The sequence below is a fragment of the Kitasatospora hibisci genome, from assembly GCF_043950205.1.
Taxonomy (GTDB): Bacteria; Actinomycetota; Actinomycetes; order Streptomycetales; family Streptomycetaceae; genus Kitasatospora; species Kitasatospora hibisci.
Genome location: NZ_CP171642.1, coordinates 6,576,961 through 6,598,784 on the forward strand (window position 1 = coordinate 6,576,961; position 21,824 = coordinate 6,598,784).

Genomic DNA, 21,824 nt, shown 5'->3' on the forward strand with positions numbered 1-21,824 from the left:
GATTCGTGAACGAGTAGCCGCGAAGGCGCGTCGGCGAGCGCTGGAGCTGCGGGCCGATCCGGTCGGTCGGCCATTGCCTGGGCGGACTCTGCTGGGACGCACTATCGGGGCGGGGCTTTCCATGGCCCGCTCATTCGCATTTCTGCTGATTTATGCCGTGAGGTGGATCACTCATTGATCAATAGATCTTTGTCGACCTACCGACAGTCAGATATACCTACCCACACTTTCTTTGCTGGGTCCTGACTGTCTGGTGGTTTCCCGCGTGCTCCGCCGTTTGCTGGCAATCGTCTTGTCCATGGCCATGGTCGTCCTCGGGGCGGCGGAGGGGGCGACGGCTGCCGAAGAGCTTGCCCGTCAGGCCTCCGACACCGCGCCTACCGACCCCGGGCCGCTTCCCAAGCAGCGGCAGGGAAGCGCGGACGGTCATGGCCACGACGCCACCGCGGACTCGACCAGTGCCGAGGCGGATGGCGGGAAGCCGGGTGCCGAGCCTGCGCCCGGCGAGCTGCCGGAGGCGAAGCCGTCGGCTCCCGTACCGAGTTCGGGCGTCATACCGCCGCCGGCCACGCTCCCCGCGACGGATGCCAAAACGGTCGATGCCCCGGCAAAGCCGCAAGGCAAGGCGGCCGAAACCCCCGGCCATGCCAAGGGCTTCGATCCGCAGAAGAGCAAGGAGTTGCCGCAGCAGCGTACTGCGCAGCAGCGGACCTTCCAGAACCCCGACGGCACCTTCACCTCTCGCAATTACCCCACGCCGGTGAACTTCCGTCACGCTGACGGATCGTGGGCGGCCGTTGACACCACCCTGATTCCCTCCGGCAAGGCCACGGCCGGGCGCGCGGCACCTGTACAGGACGGATGGACCACCACCTCGGGAGAACGCGAGCTCAGGCTCGCACTCGCCGCGAATGCCGACCCGCTGGTCCGACTCCAGCTCGGTGACGGCGTGTCGGTCGGCTACGCGCTCCAGGGCGCCAGCTCTTCGCAGGGCACGGCCCAGGGCTCCACGATCACGTACTGGGACGCGCGCCCCCAGGCTGACGTCACGTTCCTCGCGGGCAGTTCCTCGTTCAAGGAAACCCTCGTTCTCAAGGCTGCGACCGCGCCGACCGAGTGGGTGTTCCCGCTCCGCCTGCAGGGCGTGACGGCATCGCTGGACGCCAACGGCGCAGTGCTGTTCACCGATTCCGTAGGCGGGGTGCGTGGCCGGATGCCGGCCGGGTGGATGCAGGACTCGGCCTTCGCGCCGAACACCGAGGAGGGTGTGATCTCCGGCGGTGTCGGCTACGAGCTGGTCCAGCTCGACGGTGGTCAGGCACTCAAGGTCAAGCTGGACGAGGCTTGGTTGCACGCACCCGAGCGCGTCTACCCGATCAAGGTGGACCCGTCGCTCTCGTCGATCAAGGCCGTCGACGGCACCTACATCGAGTCCCCGTACAACCAGGACTTCTCCGGTGACACCGTGCTCAAGGTCGGCACGTATGACGGCGGCGGTCACCAGGCCGAGTCCTACGTCCGCTTCAACGGCATCGAGAACACGCTCAGCAACGCCAATGTGCTCGGTGTGAGCCTCTCCCTGTTCAACGGCTGGTCCAATAGCTGCCGGTCGCGAACGGTGAGCATCCACCAGATCACGTCCGACTGGTGGGAGGGGTCGCTTCGGTCGTTCCCCGGCCCCTCCACCGGCCCGGCCCTCGCGGCTCCTGCCTTCGCGCACGGCTGGCGGCCGAGCGCGTCGAGCGATTGGGTCTGCGGCCAGGCCTGGGAGGCGATCGACCTGGGCGCCGAGGGGCGGAACCTGGTCAACTCCTGGACACACCACTGGACGCCCAACTACGGTCTGGCGGTCAAGGCCGACATGTGGGACTCCGACGGCTGGAAGCAGTTCGGCAGCGATGACAACAACGGCGGCCAGCCGGTGCTGGACGTCACCTGGTCCAAGTACGGTGCGGACTACGAGCTCTGGGGTCTCCAGCAGCCGGTGACGATGACCCAGGAAGGCATCGTCCGCCTGCGGGCCTGGAACCGGGGGATGGACACCTGGACCCCGGGCAGCAACTACAAGATGTCGTACCTGCTGTTCGACCAGTGGGGCAACAACATCACCAATTACGGCACCAACATCGCGTGGACGTCGATGCCGAACGACGTTCCTCCCGGCGGCGGAGTGGTGATCGACGCGCACATCCGCACCCTCCCGCAGGGGCGGTACACCGTCGCGTTCACCATGGACGACTTCCAGACCAGCAACTTCTGGGCCGACGCGGGCGTTCAGCCGGTCGCGATCGAGATCTCGTCCGTCAACGTGCCGCCGCACCTCACCCGCCTCGCCCCGCCCTCGGGGACCGTGGTCTATCAGCTCCAGCCGACGCTGACCGCCGAGGGCCAGGACCCTGACCGCGCTCCGGCGAGCAACGTGGACTACCGGTTCGAGGTCTGCCGGGTGGTGGGCGGGGATGCCCGCGTGGACTGCAAGCAGAGCTCCTGGCACCAGCCTTCGCGCTTCGTCGTGCCCGCCGGATGGCTGACCTGGAACGAGCAGTACGCCTGGTACGCCGAGGTCGGCGACGGAGACCTCCCCAGTCCGAAGTCGGCGCCCTCGTACATCAGGACGGTGTTGCCGCAGCCCAACCAGTACACGGCGGGCCCGGACGCCGGGCGCAGCTTCAACACCGCCGTGGGCAACTACACCACCGCGGCCACCGACGCCGCCATGCCGACGGTGGGCCCCGAGCTGTCCGTGACCCGCAGCTACAACTCGCTCGACCCCCGCACCGACGGCGCGTTCGGCGCCGGCTGGACGACGCCGTGGGACATGCGCATCCAGGTCGAGACGAGCAGTTGGCTCTCCCTGCCCGGCAATGTGCTGCTCACCGCGGGCAACGGCTCGCGGGCCCGGTTCGGCTGGGACGCGGGGAAGAACGCCTACGTGGCCGGCAGCGGTATGGCGGCCGACCTGCGCAAGACGGATGACGGCGGCTGGACGCTGACCGAGCGGGGCGGCAAGGTGCACACCTTCGGACCCGACGGGAGGCTGACGAGGATCACGGACGTCGCGGGCCACTCCCAGGAACTGGTCTACTCCGGTGGCATCCTGGTCCAGGTCAAGGACACCGCTTCCGGCCGCTACCTCAACCTGGGGTGGACCGGCCGTCACGTCACCACGGTCACAGGCTCGGGCTCCACCGGCGGCTGGTCGTACCAGTACAGCGGAGACCAGCTCACGAAGGTGTGCCCGCCCGGCGTGACGCCTGCGGCGGACCAGGGCTGCACCGTGTACGAGTACGGCACCGGCTCGCGTTACCGCACGGCCGTCCAGGACGCCGGTGCGAGCGGCTACTGGCGCTTGGGCGACTCCGACGGCAGCACCGTCGCCAACGACGCCCGGGTGAGCGACCGGGCGCCGGGTGACGGCAAGGACGTCGTACGGAGCGCTCCGGGGGCACTGGGAGGCAGCGCGGACCATGCGATGACCTTCAAGGGCCAGTCCAGCTCCTACATCGAGCTGCCGAACCGGACCATCAGCGCCTCGACCAACCGCACGGTCGAACTGTGGTTCCGCACCAGCACGGCCGGTGTGATCCTCACGTACCAGAACCGTGCCATGAACGAGGACCCGTACAACGTCGTCCCGGCGCTCTACGTCGGCGAGGACGGCAAGCTGCGCGGCAAGTTCAACAGCCCCGGCGCGCCGGTCACCACGAGCGGCTCGGTTGCGGACAACGCCTGGCACCACGTGGTCCTCTCCGCAGCCAGGGACAACACGGCGCTCTTCCTGGACGGCGTGAAGGTGGGTACCACCGCGGGGGACATCGACCACCTGAACATGGACCGCGCCTACCTCGGCGGCGGCTACACCGGCAACTGGCAGGGCAACTGGCCCGGCAGTAACGGGGGCTGGTCGTGGTTCAACGGCCAGCTCGACGAGGTCGCGGTCTACGACTACCCGCTCACCGACCAGACCGTCGCAGACCACTACGCCCTGCGCAACGGCAGCTCGCAGCTCACCAAGACGGTGCTGCCCACCGGACGCACCAGCGCCCGGGTCGCCTACGACCAGACCACGGAGCGGGTCACCACGGTGACGGACTCCGCCGGCAGCGACTGGAAGATCTCCGAACCGACCTTCACCGGTGGCTCGTTCCTCTACAGCAATGCCGTCAAGGCCTCCGACCCGGCCGGCTACTGGCGCCTCGGCGAGCGCGACGGCGCGCTGGCTGCCAGCGAGGTGGGCACCGGGCTGGCCGGCACCTACGGTGACGGCGTCACCAAGAAGGCACCGGGCGTCTTCGCACCGACCGACGACACCGCCGCCCGTTACGACGGCGGCTCCTCCGCCCAGATGGAGGTCCCGCAGGACGTGCTCCACGCCAAGACCGACCTGGCCGTGGAACTCTGGTTCAACACCACCAAGCCCGGCGTGCTGGTCGGCGACCAGAGCCGGAAGATCGACGACCCCGCCGGCGTCGGCGGCACCTGGACCCCGGTCATGTACGTCGGCACGGACGGCAAGCTGCGCGGGCGCTTCTGCTGCACCGCACCGGAAGGCGTCACCTCCCCGACGAGCGTGACGGACGGCGCCTGGCACCACGCGGTGCTCTCGGTCCAGGGCACCGCGCAGACCCTCTACCTCGACGGCAAGGTCCTCGGCACCCAGACGGGCGCCATCGACTTCCAGTCGAACAGCCACACCTACATCGGCGCGGGCTTCGCCAAGATGTGGCCTGCCGGACCCGGCGACATCAGCCACTTCGACGGCACCGTCGACGAGGTCGCCCTCTATCAGCATCCGCTCACCGACACCGACGTCGTCGCCCACTACCGCGCCCGCAGCGCCCAGGTGGCCGGCCAAGGCGTCGGCTACCGCGGTGCCGTCGTGGCCGACTCGCCCGGGGGCTACTGGCGCCTGGACGAGACCAGCGGCACCACCGCCGCCAGCGAGGTCGGCGCGATCAAGGGCAACGGCACCTACACCTCCGGAGCCAAGCCCGGCACCACCGGCGTGTTCGGCCCGGGTGACGGTCGCGCCGTCGAGTTCAACGGCACCAACAGCTCCTACGTCGACCTGCCCGCGCAGATCCTCCAGGCCCAGACGGACCTCGCAGCCGAATCGTGGTTCCGTACCACCGGGCCGGGCGTGCTTCTGAACGAGAGCAACGCGACGAGCGGCAACACTGTGCCGGTGCTCTACGTCGGCACCGACGGACGCCTGCGCGGAGTGTTCTCGGGCATCAGCGGTGCCCCCGTCACCTCAGGCGGCGCCGTCACCGACGGCTCCTGGCACCACGCCGTGGTCAGCGCGGACCACGGCACGCAGTCGCTCTACCTGGACGGGACGCTCGTCGGCTCCGCCGCCGGCACCGTCAACCACCTCGACATGAACCGCATCACGCTCGGTGGCGGCTGGCTCGGCAACTGGCCCGGTGGCACCGGTGGCTGGTCCTGGCTGAACGGGCAGCTCGACGAGGTCGCGTTCTATCAGCATCCGCTCAGCGCCGAACGCGTCGCCGCGCACTACCAGGCCCGGTCGACCTCTTCGGCCACGGAGCTGGCCTCCCGGGTCACGCTCACCGACCCGGCCGGGAACGTCTCCACGGACATCCACGACGCGACCCGGGCCAACCGCCTGATCTCCCGCACCGACGAGGCGGGCGGCACCACCAGCTACTCCTACGACACGGGCGGCTTCGTCCACACCGTCACCGACCCCAACGGTCACTCCACCGTCAGCGGCCAGGACGGGCGCGGCAACACGGTCTCGCTCACCACCTGCCGTGACGTCAACTCCTGCTGGACGTCCTACACCAGCTACTTCTACGACAAGGACAACCCGCGCGATCCGCGCAACGACAAGCCGGTCGAGACCCGCGACGCGCGTTCCTCGGGACCGTCCGACAACACCTACCGCACCACCGTCTCCTACAACGCGCTCGGCCTGCCGGAGTCCACGACCCGGCCCGACGGCCGCACCACGCGCACCAGCTACACCACCGGCAGCGAAGCGGCCGTCGGCGGCGGCACCGTGCCGGCGGGGCTGCTCGCCAGCGAAACCACGGCCGGGGGCGCCGTCACCACCTACGCCTACCGAGCCTCCGGTGACCTCGCGGCCTCGACCATGCCCAGCGGTCTCACGTTCACCTACGGCTACGACAACGCCGGCCGCAAGACCTCGGCGACCGAGACCTCGGACTCCCAGCCGGCTGGGGTGACCACCACGTACGAGTACGACGATTTCGGCCATCTGGTGGCACAGACGGGCCCGAAGGTGGCGGACGCCGTCTCCGGGGCCGAGCACCAGACGAAGACCACCGTGGTCTTCGACGCAGACGGCCGCCTCACCAGCTCGACCACTGCCGACATCGTCGGCACCGACGGGTCCCGTACGGCCTCCACCACCTACGACGACGCAGGCCGCGTGGAGACCGACACCGATGCGCTCGGCGGAGTCACCCGCTACGGCTACGACGCCCTGAGTCGGCGCACCAGCGTCACCGACCCGCTCGGCCAGGTCACCCGCTACACGTACACCCCCCGCAGTCAGCTCGCGACGACTGTGGCCGAGGGCTGGAACGGGGACGGTAAGGGCACCCGCGACCTCACCCTCGATTCCCGCGCCTACGACCCGGCCGGTCGACTGGCCTCGATCGCTGACGCCATGGGTTCCGTGACCAGCTACACCTACTTCGACGACGGCCTCCCCGCCACGACGAAGGCCGAGAACGTCACGCAGGCCGACGGCACCAGCCACTCGATCGTCCTCTCGGCCAGCGAGTACGACGGCGCCGGCTACCTCGTCAAGCAGACAACGGGCGGCGGCCGCACCACCGTCGTCAGCACCATCGACGCCTCGGGCCGGGTCACCGGCAGCGTCGTCGACCCGGCGGGGCTCAAGCGCACCGCCAGCACCACTTACGACGCCGACGACCGTGTCACCTCCACGACACTGAAGATCAGCGACACCGAGAACAGCGTCCAGACCAACACCTACGACACCGCCGGCCGCCTCACCCGCAGCCAGCTCTCCTCCTCCACCGGCGGTCCGACCGCCGTGAGCACGTTCGGCTACGATCAGCGCGGCCTGCTCATCAGCAGCACCCCGCCCAACGGCAACGCGTCCGGTGCCGACCCCGCTGCCTACACCACCACCTACCAGTACGACGCGCTCGGCCGGAGCACCGCCACCGCAGCGCCGCAGGTCGCCGTGGAGAGCGCGGGCGGTACGGCCACCACGACCCGACCGACCAGCACCCTCGGGTACAACGCCTTCGGCGAGACCGTTTCGGCGAAGGATCCGCTCGGCAACACCATCCGCACCACAGTCGACAAGCTCGGCCGGACCACCGAGGTCCGCCTGCCCGACTACACCCCGCCGGGCGCCACCACACCGCTCACCCCTGTCAGCCGGGCCGAATACGACAAGCTCTCCCGCATCGTCGCCAGCACCGACCCGGCCGGCCGCAGGACCACCTTCGGCTACGACCGCCTCGACCACCAGATCCTGCGCGTCGAGCCGAACTCGCTCGGCGGCCTCCAGCCCCCGGTCGACGACAACCCGCCCACCTGGACGGCCACCTGGACGCCCACCGGCCTGCAACTCTCGGCCACCGACCCGATCGGTGCCCGCACCGAGGCCACCTACGACCAACTCGGCCGCACCCTCACCGCCACCCTGGTGGAACGCCAGCCGAGCGCGCAGAACCTGACCACCAAGTTCACCTGGGACGATGCCGGCAACCGTACCGCCGTCACCACCCCGGCCGGCAGCACCAGCACGGCCACGTTCAACGTCGCCGGGCAGCCCGTCACCGCCACTGACCCGCTCGGCCGGGTCAGCAAGGTCGAGTACGACGGCATCGGGCGTACCGTGCGGGCCGTCGCCCCGCTCGGCGAGTCCACCCGCACCCGCTACGACGGCCTCGGCAACGCCACCGCGACTGACGACCTCGACCCGGCCGGCACCGTGCTGCGCACCGTCACGGCCGGCTACGACCTCGAAGGGCGACTGCTCACCAGCACCAGCCCCACCACCGGAGCCGTCACCAGCACCGAGTACGACCCGCTCGGCCGTGCCGCGAAGCTGACCGAGCCGGTGGCTTCCGGGCAGTCGATCACCACCACGTTCGGCTACGACGCCGCCGGCAACCGGACCAGGCTGACCGACGGCAAGGGCAACCGCACCACCTACACCTTCACCCCGTGGGGCCTGCCCGAGTCCACCGTCGAGCCGGCCACCGCGGCACACCCCGCAGCCGCCGATCGCACGTGGACCACCGTGTACGACGTGGCCGGCCAGGCCGTGAAGGTCACCGAGCCGGGTGGCGTCACCCGTACCCGGTCCTTCGACCCGGCCGGTCGCCTGGTCCGCGAGACCGGCGCAGGGGCCGAAGCGGCCACCACCGACCGCGAGCTGACGTACGACAAGGCCGGCCGCCTGGTCAAGCACAACTCGACCGGCCTCAACGGTCAGTCGTACGCCTACAACGACCGTGGCCAGCTGATAGCGGCCGGCAGTGACCTGGCAGTCCCGAGCCAGACCTGGGAGTACGACGGCGACGGCCGCCTCACCAAGCGCCAAGACAAGGACACCGGCCTGACCGTCATGGGCTACAAGGCCGACGGCCAGCTGGACTGGGCACACAACCCCCAGACCCAGACCCAGAACTGGTACGGCTACGACGGCGACGGCCGCCTCAGCCGGCAGTGGTACGCCGCGCCCGACCCGGCCGACCCCACCACGTTCAAGTCGATGTCCGAGCGCCGCCTCGGCTACGACCCGCTCGGTCGGCTCGCGAGCGACCAGGTCCTTGTCGGCGGCAACACGAGCAACCAGCTCACCGGCACCTCTTACGAGTACGACCTCGACGACCAGCTGACCCGCAAGACCGTCAGCGGCGGTGCCACCGACCCGGTCAAGGACAACACCTACGGCTACGACCAGGCCGGACGCCTGACCTCCTGGACCGCCGGCGGCGTCACCACCCCCTACACCTGGGACGCGGCCGGCAACCGCACGGGCAACGGCACCGCCACCGCCGCCTACGACGAGCGCAACCGCCTGCTCTCCGACGGCACCAGCAGCTACCGCTACACCGCCCGCGGAACCCTGGCAGGGGTCACCACGGGGGGCACCGAGGACACCCTCAAGTACGACGCCTTCGGCCGCCTGATCGGCGAAGGCACCACCGCCTACACCTACGACGGCCTGGACCGGGTCACCACCCGTAACGCGGCCAAGTTCAGCTACGACGGAGGCTCCAACAACCTCACCAGCGACGGCACCTGGAGCTACGCCCGCGACGCCGCCGGCAACCTCCTCGGAGCCACCAACGGTGCGTCCAACGTGCGCATCCGCACGGACCAGCACACCGACGCCACCGCAACCCTCGACACCAATGGCACCGCCCTGGTCGGTGCCACCACCTACGACCCCTTCGGCAACCCCACCGCCACCAGCGGCACCCGCGCCAGCCTCGGCTACCAGAGCGGCTGGACCGACCCCACCACGGGCGACGTCAACATGCACGCCCGCTGGTACCGCCCCGGCACCGGCGGCTTCACGAGCCGCGACAGCTGGCAGCTCACCCCGTCCCCGTCCATCCAGGCCAACCGCTACACCTACGCCAACGGCAACCCGCTGGGCGGCACGGACCCGACTGGACACCATGCCATCATCGGCAATGACAACCCTGCCAACGGCCCGGTTGTCGTGCAGCCGCAAGGTGGGCCCGGTGGCGGCATCTCGTTCGGTGGTGGCGGCGGCAGGTTCAGTGGCTCCATCACGATTAAGCCAGGAGCCAATCCGGCGCCGGCAGCCAAGCCCGCCGCACCCGCCGAACCGTACGTCCCCAATGTCCAGGGCTACCGCGCGCCGGGTTCGTCGAGCGGCTTCACTAGGCCGGGCTTCTCCCTCGGCGGTGCAAACGCCGTGGGCTGGGGCGGATACGGCTACGGCTCCGTGCCGAGCGACTACGCAGGCAGCGACATCTACCAGGAGAAGAGGGAAGCCCGGGACCGGTGGAGGTCCAACTCCCCCACTTCCGCGCCCCAGAGCCCGACAGGCCTGCCCGCTGGGAGCCCCACCGGAACTCCCAACCGAGGCTCCGGACCCCAGCAGCCTCAGGCCTGCAAGTCCTGCTACCGGGCCAAGACATCGCCCCGCCCTGCCCCGCCCAAGGGCAAGGCACCCGCGCGCCCGGCTGCTCCCAAGGCCGAGCCCCCCAAGCCCCTGTGGGATCCGACCAAGACCTCGGTCGAGCGCCCGGTTCCCCAGCTCGATTGGTCTCCCAGGAACCCCCACGACATCCTCAACGTCATCTCCGCCTCCTACAACAGCGTCGACCTGTTGGCCATGGTGCTGCTCGTCCCGAACGTCACTCCCACCGCGGCCACCTCTGGTCCTCAGCCGGACCAGAGCGGACCCGACAAGGCTCCCAGCTGCCTGGACCGTCGCCCGGCAGGTGCGGAGACCGACAACGGTGGCAAGGGCGGCTGGATCGACTACTGGGACCTGGAGGATGTGGCCGACCCCAACGCGACTCCGGGTGCACCAGTCACGAAGCGCCCGACTGGCGCTCATGCATGCCTGGCGGGGGCTCCGAACGGCCGGCGGGGAACCCGTGCGACCACCAATATCATTACTGGCTGGCGGGAGGCTCAGACCATCGCGGCCAACGGTGGTTTTTCGCTGAATAAGGACCCATTGGCCCGCTGCCATTTCATTGCTCGGGAGTTGGGCGGAAGCGGGACGAACAGGAAGAACCTTGCGCCTTGCTTCCAGCAAGGTACGAACACGGGCGAAATGGATAGCTTCCGGGAGTTCGAGAAGCACGTGGGCGACGTCATGAGGGAGGGGCAAATCGTTGACTACACGGTCATCCCGCTCTATAACGCTCCCACCAGTACCATCCCCTTCGGCTTCTCCTTGGCGGCCTACAGTCAGCATCGGAACGGAGTACCTGACATGATGGAGTACACCTATGTGGACAATGCGCGCCTGAATGATGCGAATCAGGCGATATCTCTCGGCAACTGATAGGTTTAGATCACTGGATTAAGGATGAGTATGGAGCTCGAGCGCCTGGTTCGAATCCTCGGCGAGCCCTTGCGGTGGCCCACGGCTACACCCTGGGAGCACTCCCTCGCGGAGGTCGGGTTTGTCTTCCCTGCGGACTACAGGGAGTTCGTTGATCGGTACGGGTCGATCCGGGTCAACGGAGAACTATCTGTCTGGGTGCCGACCCTGCGACCAGACGGAGGTGGGGTAATCGCCGGGTTCCCAGGGTTCGTGCGCGCGACCACAGGCGGCATCGCCGCCGAGCTGGCTTCCGACTCGGACTGCCCGTATCCCGTACACCCTGAGCCTGGTGGGCTCCTCTCCTGGGGCTCCAATCTCAATGCGGACCAGTTCTTTTGGTTGACTGAGGGCAAGGATCCTGACGCTTGGCCGGTGGTCGCGTTCTATCGGAGCCTGGAGGAGTGGGACCGGTTCGACGGCGGGTTCGCTGCCTTCCTTCTTGCCGTCCTCGACGGCACGTACGCGTATGCCGATGAAGTGGCGCCGGCCAATCCCGACGAGCCGCTGTGTCGGTACCAGGGCGACTGGACCTGGGTGGAATAGCTGCGCTGCCGGGGCGCTGAGACCCTCCACCACTGGGGCTTAACCGGCGCCCCCACCAGAGCCGTTGGCAGGCGGCCGGGCAGGTAGGACTGATGATTTCTGCCGGAGCGCGGCGGTCCTAAGTTTTACTGAAGGTCGGCTTCAGGTAGGTCGGTGTGTGTCGCGACCTGCTGGTTCATGCGGTTCGGGCAAGGTGCGCATGTGGGCGACGGCCTGCATCGCGTGGTGCAGGCCGTCGCCCCTCTGCCGACCGTCCTGGAGGATCTAGCCTCGCGCTTTCATGAGGTGGGCTGTCCGGCAGGTGATCGGCAAAGCAGAAAGTGCCTCTGACCTGCAATGCCGGTGAGTTAGCCTCGATCTTTCGTGACGGTCCGTCGGTTCATCCGCCGGGCCGTTTCGGCTTCTCGGGCTGGTGATGGGCAGGGCGGTGGCCCGACTGTCGCGTCGGGTGGGCGCCGGGTTCCACGACTCCGGGGGTGTGGTTCTCGCTGGGACAGAGGCGTTGTCGCTGGTCAGCCCGGCTGCGGCAGAGCTTGGAGGCGGTCGAACGCGGTGGTGATCACGTCGGTCCAGGGCCAGTGGCGGGCGAGGCGGAGCCAGCGGCGGCGGCCGGTGGCGACGAGCTGGGCGGCGGCGGAGAACAGGCGAAGCCGCAGGCGCTTGGGCTCCCAGCGTCGGGTGTCGCCGGTCAGGGCGAGCATGGGCATCCAGGCGAGCAGGTCCAGGGCGATCTGAACGATCTCCAGCCAGACCTGGTTCTGGGCGGCGTCGTGCAGAGGCAGGTTGCGCAGGCCGGTGTCGCGGGCGGCGCGGATGCGGTCCTCGGCCCGGGCGCGCCGTCGGTGCCGCAGTTCCAGGACGGCGATCGGGGTGTGGGTGGTGTTGGTGGCGAAGCAGGTCAGCCGCATGCCGTCGGCGTCGGTGAAGCGCAACTGGGCGCCGGGGTGCGGGCGTTCTTTGCGGACGATCAGCCGCATGCCCTTCGGCCAGCCCTTGAGGACGTCGCCGGCGAGTTCGGCGACCCAGGCGCCGTCGCGGATCTTCCCGTCCGGCTCGACGGCCGCCGTCCAGGCAGAGGCGGGAACCAGCAGCACGGCCTGGTGGATCGCTTCCGTAATGGTCATCCCGATGGAGTAGGACAGCCATCGGCCGCGTGCGGTGAGCCAGTTGAGGAATTCGTGGGTGCCGCCGCCGGAGTCGGTGCGGATGAGGGTCCGCCGTCCGCGTCGGTGCTTCTTCGGCAACTGGGCCAGAGCCAGGCGGGTGGCGGCGATGTGGTCGGCTGCGGTGTTGCTGCCCGCGTTCCCCGGCCGCAGCAGGCCCGCGACCGGCTCGCCGGACCCTTCACAGCCGTGGTCGACGAACGCGAACAGCGGGTGGTGGCCGAAGGTCTTCTTCCAGGTCGCAGCCGCGTGCTCCTTCTCGGAGTGCGCCAGAACCAGCACTCCGTCGATGTCCACGATCACCTCGCTGCCGGTGTCCGGCGCGGCCTGACCGGCCAACTTCCATACCCGTTGCCGGACTTCGGACCGTGCCCGCCGGACGGCCGCGAGCGCGCGGGGACCGGCGGCGGCAAGGGCGTCGACCAGCCGGGACACCGTCGGATCCGAGGCCACCGGGCCGAACACGGCAGGCTCGGCCCGCAGCACGCCGATGTCGGACAGGCAGTCCCCGCCGAGTGCGACGGCCAGGGCGAGGTCGAGCAGGACCTTGCCGGGATCGTGTACCGCCCGGGGCTTGCGCCACGGCTCCAGCGCCGCCGACAACGCGGTGTCCAGGCCGATCCGGCGGGCGGTCTCCACCAGCAGAACCCCGCCGGCCTGTGAGACCGCCCCCTCACCGTCGCCCCGGACACGGACACGCGGATACAACCCACTACGCTTGTTCACCTGAGGAGTGCAGCTCTCTTGAGGATGATCAGGACCCTAGACAAGTCCCATCGTCCCAGGTCAGTGGCACTCCTCGTTCTCTTGATCAAGCCTCGGACAGCGCCGCTCGTGAAAGCGCGAGGCTAGACAAGTCCCATCGTCCCAGGTCAGTGGCACTCCTCGTTCTCTTGATCAAGCCTCGGACAGCGCCGCTCGTGAAAGCGCGAGGTTAGTCCGTTTCCGCAGGTGAGGGCGGGTGTCGGGGTTTCCATGTGACCCTGAGTAAGTAGCTGACGTTGCTCGGCGGGCGGGGCTGATCTCGTCGTTTGGCCTCGAAGGTGTTCCTCGGCGGCTTCTTCATTCGTTGGCAGCGGCGGTCCCGCCGGGAGGGCAGGAGGTCGTGCAGGAGTTCCTGGACCACCTCAGCCCGGGCCGTGCGCAGTTCGGTTGGGCTCGCCGCTGCCTGTCCGGTGGCCTTGAGCCGGGCGAGCTGCACGGTGGCGGTGAACGAGATGCGGTCGGGGTCGATCTCGCCCTGTTCTGCCGCGTGAGCCTTGAGCGCGCACAGGGACTGGTAGACGGTGAGGAGTGCGTAGACTTCCTGGCAGATGAGCTCGGGGGTCTTGGAGCGGAGGATGAAGCCGGCTCCCCGCAGGCGGTTCTTGAACTCGGCGAAGCCGTTCTCGATCTCCCAGCGCTGATGGTAGAGCTCGGCCAACTGCCGTGCGGGAGCGAGCCGGTGGTCCAGCAGGCTGGTCGTCAGGCGGAACTTCTCGACCTGGGCCGGGCCGCCGGCGGGCCGGACGGTGACGGTGTAGTCGATGACGCGCACGAGGTGTCCTTCGGGCACTCCCTTCAGGGTTCGGCCGTGGAAGCGGGCGTTGCCCAGGCGCTGGCCCTCGGCCGGGGTGGGCATGACGGACACGTAGGAGCCGTCGGGCAGGACCCACAGCGGCGGGAGGACGAGGTTCTTCTTGATCCGCCAGAGGAGGTGGCAGCCGGTGGCCTCGACCAGGCCCCACAGCTCGTGTCCCGCGAAGTTGCGGTCCGCCAGCAGCAGCATGCCCGGCCGCAGGGAGGCGAGCAGGCGGCGGGCGAGCTTGTGCTCGCTGAACCTGGCCACGGAGTCGAAGGCCGCGTCGATGACGGCGTGAGTGCCGCACTCGATCAAGGACATCAGCCGGACCTGGGGATTCCCGCTCTTGTTGGTGCCCTCTCGGCCTGTGAATCCGAACTCTGCGGCGTTCTCGGGCGTGTCCGGCACGTCGAGGGCACTGCCGTCCCAGGCCACGAGCCGCAGGCCGAAGGCGAACGCGCCCGGGCAGGCAGCCGTCGCCAGCACGCCGCACCGGCGCTCGAACAGTGCCTGGAGGGGCTTGGCGCCCAGCCGCTGGCGGGCCCTGGTGAGCGCCGAGCTGGTTGGCAGGTGCTGCACACGTCCGCCCGGCAGGTGCCGCAGCTTCTCGGTCAAGGCTCGCAAGACCAGCCGATAGCCCGGCGGGCCGGTGCTGTCCGAGCTGCTGAACAAGCACAGAGCCAGAACGAAGTACACCACCGCCCGGGCCGGCAGCAGTCGGCGCCGACGCTCGGCGCGTCCGGTCAACTCCAGTACTTCATCCACTACCTCAGGAGTGATCTCCTCGGTCAGCACCCCGAGCCGGATCCTGTCCGCGAACAGTGGTTCCGCCCGCCTCTCGGGACCTTGCCCGGGATCCGGACGCGCCGTCGTCGTGGCAGGCGTGGTGCAGGCAATGGCAGACTGAGCACCCAACGGAGCTCCCAAGCGGACACTCGGATCTTGGTCGATCTCATGTCCTACCGGGAGCTCCGTTGTCACGTCCCGAGATCAACTGGCGAATCATCAGATCGTGGCAGAACACCCGACCACGCCGAGGGACTTATCCGCCCGGAACGGGCATCAACATGCCACCTACCTGCGGAAACGGACTAACTCACCGGCATTGCTCTGACCTGCGAGAATGAGGATTGTCTAGGCCCTTGTTCCCACGCCCGTCGGAGGCACTTCCCAGGTGAGTAAGCGTATCGGGTCCTACCCACGTGTGCGGGTATCGGGTGGCGGCAGCGGGGTCGTCTCGCAGGCCGGCGGGGTCCTGCTGGTCGAGACGGCCCGAAGGGCAGGGCTGGCCGATGCACTGTCGGCGGCGCTCGCGCCATGGCGCAAGCCCAGGGCAGTGCACGACCCCGGCAAGATCCTGCTGGATCTCGCACTGACGGTGGCGCTGGGCGGTGACTGCCTGGCGGACGTGGCGATGCTGCGGTCGGAGCCCGGCGTGTTCGGGGCGGTGGCCTCGGACCCGACGGTCTCCCGGCTGGTCGACACCCTCGCCGCAGCCGGACCACGGGCACTGGCAGCCGTCCGGCGGGCACGGGCCGACGTCCGCGAGCGAGTCTGGCGGCTGGCCGGCCAGGCCGCACCGGATGCGAACGGCGACGTGGTCGTGGACATCGACGGCGTACTGGTCCTGGCCCACTCCGAGAAGCAGGACGCGGCCTCGACCTGGAAGAAGACCTTCGGCCACCACCCGCTGTTCGCGTTCGTCGACCACGGTCAGGAGGGCTCCGGTGAGCCGGTCGCGGGCCTGCTGCGGCCGGGCAACGCGGGCAGCAACACCGCCGCCGACCACATCGCCGCCGCCCATGTGGCCCTGGCCCAGCTGCCGAAGAAGTACCGGCGCGGACGGCGCACCCTGATCCGCACCGACTCCGCCGGTGGCACCCACGACTTCCTCAACTGGCTCGCCGCACGCGGCCGGTGGCTCTCGTATTCGGTGGGGATGACCATCACCGACGCCATCCACCAGGCTGTGCTGAAGATCCCGGCCTGGGCCTGGACGCCGGCCGTCGAACCCGGCGGAGAGATCCGTGACGGAGCCTGGGTCGCCGAACTCGCCGGCGATGTCCTCACCGGCTGGCCGAAGGGGATGCGGCTGATCGTCTGCAAGGAACGGCCCCACCCCGGAGCCCAGTTGCGCTTCACCGACGCCGACGGGATGCGGCTGACCTGCTTCGCCACCAACACCACCGACGTTCCGATCGCGGCCCTGGAGCTGCGGCACCGCCGGCGGGCCCGCGCCGAGGACCGCATCCGCGCCGCCCGCGACACCGGCCTGCGCAACCTGCCCCTGCGCGACGCCGCCCAGAACCAGGTCTGGCTGGAGATCGTCCAGATCGCGCTCGACCTACTGGCCTGGATGCCGATGCTCGCCCTGACCGGTACCGCTCGCCGGTGGGAGCCCAAGCGCATGCGGCTGCGGCTGTTCTCCGCCGCCGCCCAGCTCGTCACCACTGGCCGCCGCCGCTACCTCCGCCTCGCCGGCCACTGGCCCTGGACAGACGTGATCACCAGCGCACTCGAACGCCTCCACGCCCTGCCAAACCCAGGCTGACCAGCAACAACACCCCTGTCCCGACGAGCACTTCACCACCGGAACCGTGGAACCCGGCGCCCACCCGACGCGACAGCCGGGCCCTCGCCATACCCGCATGGCGCAAACACAGACCCCGCAAAGCAAGAACGGCCCGCCAGCCAAGCTGACGAACCGTCATGCAAGATCGAGGTTAGGCTTCAGTGAGGGGGGTCGATTGTGCGCGAGTTTGAGATCGGAAGACTCCTGGAACTCATGCCTCCGCATGTGGGGGCCGGTGAGTCCGGTGACTGGGCGGCTGTAGAGTCGGCGTGGGGGTTCCGGTTCCCGCGCGACTACGTTGAGTTCATCACGCGATACGGGGAAGGAAGTATCGAGGCGTGCATCTTCGTGGGGGCCCCCGACGAGCTGATGCCGCCGGACGCCCCGAAGCCGGGATTGCGCGATCTGACAGAGGAAGCGCGCTGGCTGTTCGAGGAGGACGGCGAGCCGACCGACGAGGTGCGCTCCGCCGATCAGATCGTCGCATGGGGCGGCTCCTCCACTGCTGACACCCTCGCCTGGCTGACGGTGGGTGACAATCCTGATGCATGGCCAGTCCTCGTTCTGAGCAGGAATGGCGGCGCGCCCCAGGTCTACGGCATGGGCATGGCTGAGTTCCTCCACGGCATGCTCACTGCCGAGATCAGCCCATGTCCTGTCGGCATCACCCTTGCTTGGGGCTGCGAGTCTCCCCGCTTTGTCCACTGGCGGCTCCGGCGGCAGAGGTCTCGCGAGAGGCTCGATCCGCTGACAGGTGGGCCGAGGAGCTGACGCGCCACCTTGTTTGGCGGCGGGCCTGCCCGGTCTCCGCAGCCGAGGGCCGCGGCCCTCGGCTACATCGGACTCGGTTCCGTCTGCTTCCACTGCCACCTTGCCAAGGACAACTGTTGGCGGCATGGCTGGGCGCTTCACGCCGTTCGTCGCACTGTCCAATGGACAATCCAGCGACGCCATGACGGCGGCCGACAGCGCCGGCCTGTCCATCCAGTCGGGTCCGACTGGAGCTGATCGCGTCGGGGGCTGATCGTTGGCGTCCTAGTGTCCTGAGTCTCGGAAGAGGTGCATATCTAGGGTTTGGGGTTCGGCAGGCGGTTCAGGTAGCCGGCGAGGCGTTCGAAGATCTCGTCGGCGGACTTGGTCCAGGTGAACGGCTTGGGGTCCTCGTTCCAGTGGGCGATCCAGTCGCGGATGTCCTTCTCGAGTGCCTGGACGTTCTTGTGGACCCCACGCCGTATCTGCTTGTCCGTCAGCAGGCCGAACCAGCGCTCGACCTGATTGAGCCAGGACGAGCTGGTCGGCGTGAAGTGCATATGGAAGCGCGGGTGCGCGAGCAGCCACTTCTGGATGGCAGGAGTCTTGTGGGTGGCGTAGTTGTCGCAGATCAGGTGGACGTCGAGCTCGGCGGGGACTTCCTTGTCCAGCTTCGCGAGGAACTTCTTGAACTCGGCGGCGCGGTGGCGGCGGTGCAGGGAGCCGATGACCTCGCCGGTGGCAGTGTTGAGCGCCGCGAACAAGGTGGTGACGCCTCCACGCAGGTAATCGTGGGTGCGGCGCTCGGGCATACCGGGCATCATCGGCAGCACCGGGGCCGATCGGTCCAGCGCCTGAATCTGCGACTTCTCATCGACGCAGAGCACAATGGCGCGCTCGGGCGGATCAAGGTAAAGACCCACCACGTCGCGGACCTTCTCGACGAACTGCGGGTCCTTGCTCAGCTTGAAGGTGTCGACCTGGTGCGGCTTGAGGCCGAAGGTGCGCCAGATCCGCGAGACCGTCGACTGGCTCAGCCCGCTCTGCTTTGCCATCTCACGAGTGGACCAGTGCGTGGCGCCCTTCGGCGTTGTCTCCAGAGTCCGCACGATCACGTCCTCGACCTGCTCGTCCGTCACCGTGCGGGCAGGACCCGGCCGCTTCTCGTCGGCCAGGCCCTCCAGCCGCTGGGCCGCGAACCGCTTGCGCCAAGTGGCCACCGTGGTCGGATGAATCCCAAGTTCCTTACCCACCTGCGTGTTCGACAGCCCGTCAGCACACGCCAGGACGATCCGACAACGCAGCGCCAGAGCCTGCGCGGACGTCGCCCGCCGCGACCAGCGCAGCAACGTCTCACGCTCGTCATCCGTCAGAACCACGTCGACCGTCGGTCGACCCATGCGTGCCATGAGCCCAGCATACTTCTATAGCTTTTCTAAGACTCAGGACACTAGGGACGTTCACAACGCTGTCCGTGGCTGTCTCGGCGGCCGCGGGTATTGGACTCGGTGGCTCGGGCTCGGGTTCCGGTCCCGGCGATTGGGGTTCGACCAGGTCGCGCAGCAGGGCGCGATGGCGCGAGACGAGGCGTTCGACGGCCTTGGCGAGGTTGCGCCAGGCGTGCCATTTGTCCGCGCAGTGCTGGGCGTTCGGGGCGCCTTCGCGGGCGCCGTCGGCGAAGACCGTCGCGCGGCCTCTGCAGATGATCTCGATGCCGGGGTGCTCGCGCAGCCATGCGGCGACACTGTCGGCATCCCGGTCGGGCAGCAGGTCAAGCAGCTGGTGCGTCTCGCAGTCGACCAGGATGGTGCCGTAGCGGCGGCCCTTCCTGGTCGCGAACTCGTCGACGCCCAGCACCCGAGGGGCCTCCCAGATCGGGTCCGGCAGTGCCATGGCCAGGCGTAGGACCGTCATCCGGCTGACGACGACACCGAGCAGGAGCATCAGACGCGCCATCGCACGGGTCGCCAGGACCACGCCCAGCGCCGCGAGCATCCGCTGCAGGACCGGCGTGCGCCGACCGTAGCGGCAGGTCAGTCCCTCAACCTGCTCGGCGAAGGTCACCCGGCGGCAGCCCGTGTTGTCGCAGAACCACCGGCGCCACTGACAGCTCGATCACCACGCCCCGCCCACCGCACGGTGCGTCCGCCAGGTGCCGGCCGCGTCGGCTGTGACCCGCTCGGACGGCACCCCGCAGTCAGGACACGGCACGAACCCGTCCTCCGGCGTGGAGGCTTCGATCACCACGAGGCCGTTCCGTACCACTATGCACTCGACCCGTACCCGTGCGAGATGCGGAAGCAGAAGGAAAGTGGGCCACACGCGGTCAGTATCCAAACGAAGTTGACAGATCGTCACCCGGCGCGCGGTAGCACGATCGTCCTCACGAAATCCGTGTCTGACCCGAATCCGCAGGTAGTGGCCGACGGTCCGTCAGTTGATCTCTGTGCTGGCCGTTGGCCCGGGTTCAGGGTTTCCGGGTAGGCCGACGGTCCGGCTGTCGTGCCGGGTGGACGGCTTTCCAGGGCGGGGATGGGTGGTTCGGGCCGGTAGGGGCGGTAGGTCAGGTGGCCGTCAGGTGCCGGTGGGCTCGAATCCGGGCCAGCGTGTTGGCGATCAGCTCGCGGGCTTCGGCGGTGAAGTGGAGTTCGTGGCGGCGGGCGGTCGTGGTCCAGCGGGCGGCGCGGCGGATCAGCAGCCGTCGCACGGTGGCGATGCGGCGGCGGGCCCGGCCGATCGGGGCGAGCGTCTGCAGCCAGGCGGTGAGGTTGTAGGCCAGCAGCGCGCCCCACATCCACATGCTGTTGACGGCGTGGGAGCCGGACGGCAGGTGGTTGAGTCCGGCTCCGTGCGCGGTGTCGCGGAACAGTTCCTCGATCCTGGTGCGGCGGCGGAACTCCCACTCCGCCACCGCGACCTCCTCGTCCAGGTCCAACGGCTCGTTGGTGGCGATGAACGAGTAGGCGTATGCCTGTTCCTCCAGGCCTTCCAGGACCAGGGCGAGCTGGTCCTTGCCGACGGTGCGCGAGCGGCGCGAGCGCGGGTCGGCGGACAGTTCGGCGGCGTCGTAGCGCACCCGTCGCGCGATCACCCGGGTGCCTTCGGGCCAGCCGGGTGGCGCGTAGTCCAACAGTGCGACCTGCGCGGCCGGGTAGTCCAGGGCGTCGATCCAGTCGTCGACGTGCACGGCGGCCACCGCCCGCCACAGCGGTCGGCTTCGCGGTACGGCAAGCCTGAACAGCGCCCGGCGGGCGACGATCTTCTCGGCGACCCTCCCCGCGTAGTAGCCCGTATCGCCCTGGATCAGGATCTGCCCGGTGGCTCCGGCCGTGCGCACGGCGTCCACGGCCCGGTCGATCTGGGCAGGGGCGACGGTGCGGCCGTCCGAGCGGCCGTCGAGGAGATCGGCGGCCAGGACGGTGCCGGCCTGGGCCCAGTGCGCGGCGTGCACCCGCCCCGAGACCTCGCCCTTGTAGGAGCGGACGACCCGTTCCTTGCGGGTGGAGAACACCTCGACGTCCTTGGCGTCCAGGTCGATAGTGACCGACCCGGACAGGATCGGGGCCCGATCCCTGGCCGGCAGCGCGGCGAGCGCGCGGGCGGTGACCTTGGCGCACGCGGTCTCGATGCCCTCGCGCTGCACCTGGCCGAAGCGTGCCGCCAAGGTGGCGGCGGTGGTCGCGGCCGGGAGTGGCGCGGGCAGCAGCCCCTCGCCCACCACGTCCGCGCGCAGCCGGTCGAAGCCGACCAGGTGGTCCTCGCCGGTCAGCTGAACCACCGCCGTTGCCAGCGCAAACTCCCCACCCGACAGGCCCCGATCACGTACCTTGACCGGCCCGATCCCGGCGTCAAGAGCGGCCGTGACCCCCAGCACCCGGTCCAGCTCGGCCACCAGCACCAGGCCGCCGTTCTCGGTCAGCGACCCGTCCACCCCACCCACCCGAGCGTCCAACCTGGTCCAGCGCCCGCCGGAGGTGCGGGAGGCGGTACGACGACGCGATATCTTCTTCACCAGACAGGTGTCCTTGCAGGTTGAGTGGTTAGGCGTAGAGAACCTCGATCATCTCAAACCAGCACGGGCACCTGTCGCCGTATCAGCCCGACGTACGCCGCACTACCTGCGGATTCGGGTCTGAACCAAATCCAGCCGCTGCCGAC

Annotated in this window: 9 protein-coding genes; 4 read left to right on the top strand and 5 right to left on the bottom strand. The window is 69.0% G+C overall.

Annotation, left to right across the window (positions count from 1 at the left end; genetic code table 11):
* Positions 1-298: 298 nt before the first annotated feature.
* Both ACF9IK_RS28905 and ACF9IK_RS28910 read left to right on the top strand, forming a co-directional pair.
* Positions 299-11,035, top strand: coding sequence for a LamG-like jellyroll fold domain-containing protein (locus ACF9IK_RS28905; protein WP_395297010.1), 10,737 nt, complete (start codon positions 299-301; stop codon positions 11,033-11,035).
* A 30-nt stretch (positions 11,036-11,065) separates the two neighbouring features.
* The gene (locus ACF9IK_RS28910) at positions 11,066-11,620 is read left to right on the top strand and encodes a hypothetical protein (RefSeq protein ID WP_395297011.1); all 555 of its coding nucleotides are present in this window, start codon (positions 11,066-11,068) and stop codon (positions 11,618-11,620) included.
* 512 nt (positions 11,621-12,132) lie between these two features.
* Here ACF9IK_RS28910 and ACF9IK_RS28915 read toward each other — a convergent pair.
* The gene (locus ACF9IK_RS28915) at positions 12,133-13,509 is read right to left on the bottom strand and encodes an IS1380 family transposase (protein ID WP_395292246.1); all 1,377 of its coding nucleotides are present in this window, start codon (positions 13,507-13,509) and stop codon (positions 12,133-12,135) included.
* Positions 13,510-13,717: 208 nt separating this feature from the next.
* On the bottom strand, positions 13,718-15,325 hold the full coding sequence (locus tag ACF9IK_RS28920; RefSeq protein ID WP_395297012.1) for an IS4 family transposase: 1,608 nt from the start codon (positions 15,323-15,325) through the stop codon (positions 13,718-13,720).
* Between the two features lie 193 nt (positions 15,326-15,518).
* Between ACF9IK_RS28920 and ACF9IK_RS28925 the strand changes: the two genes are divergently transcribed.
* Both ACF9IK_RS28925 and ACF9IK_RS28930 read left to right on the top strand, forming a co-directional pair.
* Positions 15,519-16,895 (top strand): IS1380 family transposase, encoded by a 1,377-nt coding sequence (locus tag ACF9IK_RS28925; protein ID WP_395297013.1) that lies wholly within the window; start codon positions 15,519-15,521, stop codon positions 16,893-16,895.
* Between the two features lie 198 nt (positions 16,896-17,093).
* A complete protein-coding gene (locus tag ACF9IK_RS28930) occupies positions 17,094-17,687 on the top strand; it encodes an SMI1/KNR4 family protein (protein WP_395297014.1) in 594 nt (197 codons plus the stop codon).
* A gap of 296 nt (positions 17,688-17,983) precedes the next feature.
* Here ACF9IK_RS28930 and ACF9IK_RS28935 read toward each other — a convergent pair whose 3' ends face one another.
* The 3 genes from ACF9IK_RS28935 to ACF9IK_RS28945 all read right to left on the bottom strand — a co-directional run bounded on the left by ACF9IK_RS28935 (position 17,984) and on the right by ACF9IK_RS28945 (position 21,678).
* Positions 17,984-19,075 carry an IS630 family transposase gene (locus ACF9IK_RS28935; protein ID WP_395292467.1) on the bottom strand — a complete coding sequence of 364 codons (1,092 nt, stop codon included), beginning with the start codon at positions 19,073-19,075 and terminating at the stop codon, positions 17,984-17,986.
* The gene (locus ACF9IK_RS28940; protein WP_395297015.1) at positions 19,029-19,730 is read right to left on the bottom strand and encodes a transposase; all 702 of its coding nucleotides are present in this window, start codon (positions 19,728-19,730) and stop codon (positions 19,029-19,031) included. The genes ACF9IK_RS28935 and ACF9IK_RS28940 overlap by 47 nt, the downstream gene beginning before the upstream one ends.
* Positions 19,731-20,229: 499 nt before the next feature.
* Positions 20,230-21,678 (bottom strand): IS1380 family transposase, encoded by a 1,449-nt coding sequence (locus ACF9IK_RS28945; RefSeq protein ID WP_395292754.1) that lies wholly within the window; start codon positions 21,676-21,678, stop codon positions 20,230-20,232.
* Positions 21,679-21,824 lie beyond the last annotated feature (146 nt).

Bases quoted from the DNA above. Each gene is read 5' to 3' on its own strand.
- ACF9IK_RS28935 (WP_395292467.1), bottom strand. From the start codon at position 19,075: ATGGCACGCATGGGTCGACCGACGGTCGACGTGGTTCTGACGGATGAC.
- ACF9IK_RS28910 (WP_395297011.1), top strand. From the start codon at position 11,066: ATGGAGCTCGAGCGCCTGGTTCGAATCCTCGGCGAGCCCTTGCGGTGG.
- ACF9IK_RS28905 (WP_395297010.1), top strand. From the start codon at position 299: ATGGCCATGGTCGTCCTCGGGGCGGCGGAGGGGGCGACGGCTGCCGAA.